The 8,992-nt window shown below is 55.0% G+C and carries 7 protein-coding genes; 5 read left to right on the forward strand and 2 right to left on the reverse strand.

Annotated elements, in window-relative coordinates:
• A complete protein-coding gene (locus tag Q5Y71_RS11105; protein ID WP_306042226.1) occupies nt 1-3,075 on the forward strand; it encodes an efflux RND transporter permease subunit in 3,075 nt (1,024 codons plus the stop codon).
• Between the two features lie 436 nt (nt 3,076-3,511).
• Here Q5Y71_RS11105 and Q5Y71_RS11110 read toward each other — a convergent pair whose 3' ends face one another.
• Nucleotides 3,512-3,988, reverse strand: a complete 477-nt coding sequence (locus Q5Y71_RS11110; RefSeq protein ID WP_306042227.1) for a DUF4124 domain-containing protein — start codon at nt 3,986-3,988, stop codon at nt 3,512-3,514.
• Nucleotides 3,989-4,399: 411 nt separating this feature from the next.
• On the opposite strand from Q5Y71_RS11110, the gene Q5Y71_RS11115 reads away from it, so the two are divergent.
• From Q5Y71_RS11115 to pssA, 4 genes are all read left to right on the forward strand, one after another.
• On the forward strand, nt 4,400-6,136 hold the full coding sequence (locus tag Q5Y71_RS11115; protein ID WP_306042228.1) for an acetolactate synthase 3 large subunit: 1,737 nt from the start codon (nt 4,400-4,402) through the stop codon (nt 6,134-6,136).
• A 10-nt stretch (nt 6,137-6,146) separates the two neighbouring features.
• Nucleotides 6,147-6,638, forward strand: coding sequence for an acetolactate synthase small subunit (ilvN, locus tag Q5Y71_RS11120; RefSeq protein ID WP_306042229.1), 492 nt, complete (start codon nt 6,147-6,149; stop codon nt 6,636-6,638).
• Nucleotides 6,639-6,662: 24 nt separating this feature from the next.
• Entirely contained in the window at nt 6,663-7,688 is a 1,026-nt protein-coding gene (gene ilvC / locus Q5Y71_RS11125) for a ketol-acid reductoisomerase (RefSeq protein ID WP_306042230.1), read from the forward strand.
• A gap of 113 nt (nt 7,689-7,801) precedes the next feature.
• Nucleotides 7,802-8,668 (forward strand): CDP-diacylglycerol--serine O-phosphatidyltransferase, encoded by an 867-nt coding sequence (pssA, locus tag Q5Y71_RS11130; protein WP_306042231.1) that lies wholly within the window; start codon nt 7,802-7,804, stop codon nt 8,666-8,668.
• 128 nt (nt 8,669-8,796) lie between these two features.
• Here the strand turns inward: pssA and Q5Y71_RS11135 are convergent.
• A partial coding sequence (locus Q5Y71_RS11135; protein ID WP_306042232.1) for a hypothetical protein occupies nt 8,797-8,992 on the reverse strand: 196 nt, incomplete at its 5' end.

Here is an 8,992-nt window from a genome sequence, read left to right on the forward strand (position 1 = left end):
GTGAACTTTACAGAGATTTTTATTCGCAAACCGGTGCTGGCTTCAGTGCTCAGCCTGTTTATTTTTCTGCTGGGGCTGCGCTCCATTACGGAACTCAATGTACGCCAGTATCCCGAGTTGGAAAATGCAGTGATTACGGTTTCCACCGAGTATGTGGGCGCTGACTCCGGTCTCGTACAAGGGTTTATCACCACACCTCTGGAGCAGGAAATTGCCACTGCCGATGGCATTGACTATATGGTGTCCACCAGTGTGCAGGGCCTCTCTACCATCCGCGCCTATGTGCGCTTTGACTACGACCCCAATGAAGTGTTGACTCAGGTTGTTGCCAAGGTTAATAAACTGCGCAGTGATCTCCCCGAGGAGTCCGAGGATTCCAGTGTGGAAATGCAGCAGGGGGAGACCACTGCGGCTATGTACCTGTCGTTCTCTTCAAATATTCTCGCCAACAACCAGATCACAGATTACCTGACCCGGGTGGTACAGCCCAAGCTGGCGAGCATTGCCGGTGTGCAGCGTGCCCGCCTGCTTGGCAACAGTACTTTCGCCATGCGCGCGTGGCTGAATCCCAAAGAGATGGCGGCATTGGAGGTGACACCTGCGGATGTGGCCAACGCGCTGCGCGACAATAATGTGCTGTCCGCTGTGGGGGCAACCAAGAGCTCGCGGGTGGCCATGGAGATACGTGCGGATACGGATATTGCCCGGCAAATGGATTTTCGCCAGTTGGTGGTGCGTGCCACCGGCGATCAGCTGGTGCGTCTCGGTGATGTGGCTGAGATTGAACTGGGTGCCGAGTCCTACGACAGTTCGGTGACTTTCAATGGCCAGACCGCCACTTTTATTGCCATTGAGGTGGCACCCAATGCGAATTCCCTGGATGTAATCAAGCGGGTCAGGCTGAAACTGGAAAAAGAAATCTTTCCACAACTGCCCAAGGGCATATTGGGGGAAATTCCCTATGACAGCACCGAATATATTCAGGACGCCATTGCCGAGGTAGTGCAAACCATCGTCGAAGCCGTGTTGATTGTGATTGCAGTGATCTACCTGTTTCTCGGCTCTGTACGCAGTGTGCTGATACCGGCAATCGCATTGCCTCTATCCTTGGTCGGCGCACTTTTTTTGATGTTGTTGATGGGTTTTTCTATCAACCTGCTGACGTTGCTCAGTATGGTGTTGGCCATTGGTATCGTGGTGGACGATGCGATTATCGTTTTGGAAAACGTGTATCGACATATTGAGGAGGGGCTGTCACCCCGTGAGGCGGCCATTGTCGGTGCGCGTGAACTGGCTTGGCCCGTGGTTGCAATGACCACCACGCTGATTGCGGTGTATATCCCCATCGGGTTTCTCGGTGGGCTTACCGGTATCCTCTTTATTGAATTTGCTTTCTCTCTGGCTGGCGCCGTACTGCTGTCCGGTGTGGTGGCGCTGACCCTGTCGCCAATGATGGCGTCCAGAATCCTCAAGCCCCACGATGGCGGTGGTACCCGCCTGGAAACCTGGCTGGAGCGCCAGTTCGGGCGCCTGCAAGCAGGCTTTGAGAAACGCCTGCACAATGCACTGGATGAGCGCCGGGTTATTCTGGTTTTTGGCTTGATTGTGTTGACGAGTTGCTATTTCCTGTTCGTCACCTCACCGAGGGAGCTGGAGCCCACGGAGGATCGCGGGCTTGTACTCACCATCTCTACCGCAGACCCCTATGCGACTCTGGATTATGTCGAGCAGTATAGCGGGCAGCTCAATGATATTGCCGAGCGTTACAGCGCAGTGGATAACTTGTTTCTCTTGAATGGTTCCGGCACCTTCAGCAGTAGAGTCAACAATGCCACAGCGGGCTTTGTGCTGGCCCCCTGGAAAAAGCGTGATCAGGATACAGAACAAATGCAGGTACTGATCAGTAAAGATGTGCAGCAAATTGCAGGTCTGAAAGTTGCTGTGGTAGTACCGCCGAGCCTGCCGACTGCGGGCGGGCAGCTGCCAGTGGAATTTGTAGTCGGTGCCGCTGAGCCCGTGGAAAACCTGGCTTATGTTGCCAGTGAGATTATGTCCCGGGCACTGGAAAGCAAAAAGTTTATCTTTCTCGACTCAGATCTGAAGATTGACAAACCCAAAGTGGTTATTGAAATCGACCGCGACAAAGCGGCCACTATGGGTGTGGAAATGGTGGACCTGAGCCGCGATCTGGGCGCGATGCTCTCCGGCGCCTATATCAATCGATTCTCTCTGGACAACCGCAGCTACAAGGTGATTCCCCAGGTGGAGCGCGTTGATCGTTTGGCTGCGCAACAGTTGGGGCAGTACTATATTCGTGCAATTAACGGCGATCTCGTTCCGGTCAGTACCCTGGTAACATTAAGGGAAACGGTGGAGCCCCAGCAGTTGAAGCGCTTTCAGCAACTCAATGCGGTCACCATTTCCGGGGTGCCGCGTTCCGATATCACTCTGGGCGAAGCACTCTCTGTGCTGGAAGATGCCGCCAGTGCAATACTGCCAGCGGAGTACTCGGTGGATTACTCCGGCCAGTCGCGTCAGTTTCAGTCGGAAGGTTCGGCTTTGGTGACGACTTTCTTCTTTGCGCTGGTTGTGATTTATCTGGTTCTGGCAGCGCAGTTTGAATCCTGGCGCGACCCTTTGATTATGTTGGTCACTGTCCCCATGAGCGTCAGTGGTGCCATGATTTTTGTCAGTCTCGGATTGACCACGCTGAATATCTATACCCAAGTGGGGCTGGTGACCCTGATTGGGGTCATCTCCAAGCACGGTATTTTGATTGTTGAATTTGCCAACAGGTTGCAAATGGGTGGGGTGGACAAGCGCGCGGCGATTGAACGGGCCACCTCAATTCGCCTGCGCCCGGTTTTGATGACAACGGCATCACTGGTACTGGCTATGGTGCCTTTATTGATTGCCTCGGGCCCCGGTGGGGGGGCCCGTTTTGCCATGGGCCTGGTGATCGCCACGGGCATGACTATCGGAACGCTGTTCACACTGTTTGTAGTACCGGCCATGTATTTGTATCTGGGTCGCGATTATGCCGTTAGGGCAGACAGCCCAAGCCGAAGAAGCTAACGCGGGGAACTTGCTGGAGACAGGCCCCCCGGGTGTTGAACCGGTCTTACGGATTTTGTTGCTGTGGGATTGACCGGGGTAAGGCGATTTGCACCCGGTTGAACAGGGAGCGTGCTGCACCCGCAGTTCTCTGGGTAGAATCGGGCTCTGGCTGGCAGGGAACACCGGCCTTTTAGGTTGCAGGGCTGGGGATGGACCCCGGATATTGCAGCGAGCAGGCGGAGGCACAGATTCATAAAGGGGGTGTCAAGCCGGGGCCAATCTGTGCAAAGGCACGAAACGCGTGCTGAGCGTTTTGGTCCATTGTATTGCCAAACCCAAAGGCACGATTTTATAGAGAGTCTTGGTTTCGTATAGTTTTGGGGGGTACATTTTCCGCTACACCCCGGGAAAGTGCTTATGACTGGGAAAGCCAAGGCGGGCAATAAGCGGCGCCCTAGCAGTTTTTGCGGATGCTTTGCTGCTCCTGGGCGATGCGCTGCTGCCGCTCATCCTCTCCCAGCATACGCAGGTTGCCACTCTCGTCCATCTCCCGCACACGCGCGTGGCTGGTCAATGTCTTCAGGGTTTTCCGGGATGCCTGACAACGCTGCGCCCTTGCAGCCGCTTCAGCCCGGGCAATCTCCTTTTCCACTTGTACAGATTGTCGCTCGGGTTGGCCTGCCGGCTTTTTCTCAGTTGTGTGCTTGGGGGTCAGCGCTTTGGGTTCCTCTGCAGCCAGTGCCGACTGCTGCCCAGCTTCCCATTGCTTGTAGCGCTCGGATTTGGGCTTCTTGATCACTTCCACGTCGGCATTATTGGGCGGTTGCTCGCCGAAGTGCACCACACCGTTTTCATCCACCCACTTGTAGATACCGTTGGCCTGTGCGGTCAGTGCCAGGCTGGAAAATAGTATTGCGAGCGCGATGCGCATTGAACTCCCCCTTTGGTTCTATACTGCCCTATCTGTTGCATTGTACCGGTATCGGCAGATTTTCCTGCAACGCTTTTAACATTTTGATTCGTATACCGATTGACCGCCAGGGTCAACTGTTGGAATCGGTCATTCCTGCTAGCCGAAGGTTCCCCCCTGCACGGGGAGTTGCTGCAATCCATTGGCGGATCATGGTGTCGCATTGGCGCCGGCCACCGGGGTGTCCCTTTTGGACTGAGTGATGGCTGTATCCGATTTGTCCATCCTAAAAATCAGCATGCAAGCCCACAAAAGGATGATATTTATCCCGGTTTGCCCCTATAATTGCCGCCCGACATTCTTTTATGAAGATAGATAATCGGGTTTTTGGTGATAAATATCCTATCAGGCGAGGAAATTGAGGAGACGCAAGTGGAATTACTTTCCGGCGGCGATATGTTGGTTCGCGCGCTGCAGGATGAGGGGGTCGATCTGCTTTTTGGGTATCCGGGCGGTTCGGCCCTGCATATCTACGATGCCATTTTTCGACAGAAGTCGATCAAACACATACTGGTGCGTCACGAGCAGGGTGCTACTCACGCTGCGGACGGTTATGCCCGTTCTACCGGCAGGGTGGGCGTAGTGCTCGTGACTTCCGGTCCGGGTGCCACCAATGCCATTACTGGAATCGCCACTGCCTGCATGGATTCTATTCCTATGGTGGTGATATCGGGCCAGGTGCCCAGGGATAAGATCGGTGAGGATGCCTTTCAGGAAACCGATATGGTGGGCTGTTCACGCCCGGTGGTGAAGCACAGTTTCCTGGTCAAAAACGCAGAAGACATTCCAGAGGTGGTGAAAAAGGCGTTTTATATCGCCCGTACCGGCCGGCCCGGCCCGGTGGTGATCGATATCCCCAAAGACGTGACCAACCCGTCGGAACGTTTCCCTTATCACTATCCTGAAAAGCTGCGCATGCGCTCCTATACCCCGGCGGGTAAGGGGCACGCTGGCCAGATCCGCAAGGCGGTGGCCCTGCTGTTGTCGGCGCGCCGCCCGGTGATTTATGCCGGGGGCGGCGTGGTGCAGGGTGGGGGCGCAGTCCTGCTGGCCGAGTTGGCAAGGCGCCTGAATTACCCGGTGACCAATACCCTGATGGGGCTCGGTGCCTTCCCCGGCAGCGATAGGCGCTTTCTCGGCATGCTCGGTATGCATGGGACTTTCGAGGCCAACACCGCCATGCACCATGCGGATGTGATCCTGGCAGTGGGGGCGCGTTTCGATGATCGTGTTACCAATACCCCGGGCAAGTTTTGCCCCGGGGCTAAGATCATCCATATTGACGTGGACCCCGCCTCAATATCCAAAACCATTATCGCCGACATCCCTATTGTCGGTACGGTGGCATTTGTACTGGGTGAAATGCTAGAGATACTCAAGTCCACTGAGGAGCAACCGGACCAGTCGGCGATAGTGGATTGGTGGCGCCAAATAGACGACTGGCGTGAGCGCCATGGTCTCTACACAGCACCGCGCTACCAGACCGATGGCGCCCTGATTATGCCCCAGGAAGTCATTCGTGCAGTTTATGATATGACAGAGGGCGAAGCGTTCGTCACCTCCGACGTTGGACAGCACCAGATGTTCGCCGCTCAATACTATCTGTTTGACAAGCCCCGGCGATGGATCAACTCCGGCGGCCTGGGCACCATGGGTTTTGGTTTGCCTGCAGCGCTGGGGGTGAAAATCGCTCACCCGGACAAAGAGGTTGTGTGTGTCACGGGCGAGGGCAGCATCCAGATGTGTATTCAGGAATTGTCTACGGCTACCCAATATCGCTTGCCGATAAAAATCCTGTGTCTCAACAATCAGGCACTCGGAATGGTGAAGCAGTGGCAGGAAATGCAGTACGAGGGTCGCCTTTCCAACAGTGTCTACGAAGAATCCCTGCCGGATTTCGTCAAGCTCGCTGGCGCCTACGGGCACCTGGGTGTGAAGATTGAACGGCGTGAGGAACTGCATATAAAACTACAGGAAGCCTTTGCCGAGAGGGATCGCACGGTGTTTATCGACGTGTACGTCGATCCCTCCGAACACGTGTATCCGATGCAGGTAATGCCAAATGGCTCCATGCGCGATATGTGGCTGAGCAAGACCGAACGGACTTAGGGGAAGGTCGATGCGTAGAATTATTTCAGTCTTGATGGAAAACGAGCCGGGTGCCTTGTCCCGTGTGGTGGGACTGTTTTCCCAGCGTGGATACAACATCGAGAGTCTCACCGTGGCGCCAACTGAAGACAATACGCTGTCGCGCCTCACTCTGGTAACGATCGGTGATGACCGCAAGATTGAGCAGATTACAAAAAACCTGAATAAGCTGGTGGACGTGATCAAGCTGGTGGATCTCACCGAAGGCTCACATATTGAGCGGGAATTGCTGCTGGTAAAGGTGCGCGCAAACGGCGCCCAGCGCGATGAGGTAAAGCGCAGTGTTGATATTTTCCGCGGCCAGATCGTGGACGTGAATAGCAGCATATATACCGTTCAGGTTGCCGGGACCGGGGAAAAACTCGATGCATTTCTACAGGCGTTAGGTGAGCACACCATTATGGAAGTGGTGCGTTCGGGTGTCTCCGGCATCGCCCGCGGTGAGAAAGTGTTAAGTCTATAAATGGCAGGAAACAGGAATACAGCTATGCAAGTTTATTACGATAAAGATTGTGATCTCTCTTTAATTCGCGAAAAAAATGTAGCGATTATCGGTTATGGCTCCCAGGGCCATGCCCATGCCAATAATCTCCGGGACTCTGGTGTTGCCAGTGTGGTTGTCGGTCTGCGGAAGGACTCCAACTCCCGCAGCAAGGCCGAGAGTGCCGGCCTGCGCGTGGCCACGGTGCCAGATGCGGTGAAGGACGCGGATGTCGTAATGATCCTTGCGCCGGATGAATATCAGGCTAGTATTTACAGGGAACAGATAGCACCAAACCTGAAGCCCGGTGCCGCCCTGGCTTTTGCCCACGGTTTTAATGTGCACTTTGAGTTGATTGAGCCACCGCAGCATGTGGATGTAATTATGGTCGCCCCCAAGGGGCCTGGCCATACCGTGCGCTCCACTTATCTTGAGGGCGGCGGTGTTCCGACCTTGATTGCGGTTTACCAGGATGCCTCCGGTAAGGCCAAGAATCTCGCCCTGTCTTACGCCTCTGCCAATGGCGGCGGCCGTTCTGGCATTATCGAAACCAATTTCCGTGAAGAAACGGAGACGGACCTGTTCGGTGAGCAGGCCGTTTTATGTGGTGGTGTTTCCGCTTTGGTAACCGCCGGATTTGAAACACTGGTTGAAGCGGGCTATGCACCGGAAATGGCCTACTTCGAATGCCTGCATGAACTCAAACTGATTGTTGATCTGATGTATCAGGGCGGTATTGCCGATATGCGCTATTCTATTTCCAATACCGCTGAGTACGGCGATTACATCACTGGGCCGCGTATCGTCAACGATCAGACCAAGGCGGAAATGCAGCGGGTTCTGAAAGATATTCAAACCGGCAGGTTCGCCAAGGACTTCATGCTCGAATCCCAGGCGGGTCAACCCCGTCTCAAAGCTGAGCGCCGTATTGGCAGCGAGCATGAAATTGAACGGGTGGGTACCAAACTTCGCGCCATGATGCCTTGGATCAAGGCCAATAAAATTATTGATCGAAGCGAGGGCGGCGGCTGACTTGCCTGGTACAGAAAAAACGGCGGGGAGACCTCGCCGTTTTTTTTTGCCCTGTGCGCGCACAGGCCAATGGCGTTACACTCGCTGGTTGCCAATGTACCTGCGGAGAGTTTATGAGCGTTCAAAGGGATAAAGAGAAGCCCGCTGACTCAGCAGCCGGGTCCAGTGAGGAAATTCGTTTACCGGTCGATGAGCATATTGAGGAGGAGGTTTCCGCAAGCGGCAAAAGAGTGCGCGCGCGCGGGGTTTACCTGTTGCCGAACCTGATCACCACAGGGGCCCTTTTTAGTGGTTTCTACGCCATCGTTGCCGGTATGAACAGTCACTTCGAGGCCGCGGCCATCGCAATCTTTGTGGCTATGGTGCTAGATGGTCTGGATGGGCGTGTGGCACGCCTTACCGATACCCAGAGTGCTTTCGGGGTGCAGTATGACTCCCTGTCGGATATGGTGTCTTTCGGCTTGGCGCCGGCTCTGGTCGCCTTTAGCTGGGCGCTGAAAACGCTCGGCAAATTTGGCTGGGCAATTGCGTTTTTATATGCGGCCTGTGCCGCCCTGCGCTTGGCCCGCTTTAACACTCAAGTGGGTACAGTTGATAAGGGGGTGTTTATTGGACTCGCCAGTCCAACCGCAGCAGCAATTGTGGCCAGCATGGTCTGGGCGGGTCATGAGGTTGAAGTGGGCCCGATACTGGCCGTTATAGCCGCGCTGGTAACGGCTGCCGCGGGTCTGTTGATGGTATCAAATTTCCGATATACAAGCTTCAAGCGCCTGGACTTCAAGGGGCGGGTGCCCTTTGTCATGATGCTGGCGGTCATACTGGTTTTCAGCCTTGTGACCATCGATCCCGCCGGCGTACTGCTGACTCTGGCCGTACTGTATACCCTGTCGGGCCCACTATTGTGGCTGTGGGGCCGATTCCGTCCCACGGCAGGTGGCGCCACAAAGAGTGACCGCGCGAATGCAAAGGACAGGCAATAGCAACCGTCCCAGGGATTCCTGTTTGGAATGCCCGGCGCCGCACCCTAACATTGTGATGCGGGAGTGCGATCTCACGCGGCTTGTGATCGTCGGGAGGTCGGATGCGGCCTCGTTACTTCCCTCTACCTCTAAGAGAAGAGGGCTGCGCAATAGCTGAAATAAGTCTTGCACAGTAGCACAACAGTCCGTATAGTTCGCGCCCCCGCCCACTGTGGTGGTGAGTTTTTTGCGCCAACCTTTTGATTTTTCAAAGAATTTCTTTCAGGTACAGCGCTTGCCGAGCGTGCGATTGTGACTATAATGCGCGCCACTTCAAGCACAGTT

This window comes from Microbulbifer sp. 2205BS26-8 (genome assembly GCF_030731025.1).
In the GTDB taxonomy this organism is placed as follows: Bacteria; Pseudomonadota; Gammaproteobacteria; order Pseudomonadales; family Cellvibrionaceae; genus Microbulbifer; species Microbulbifer spongiae.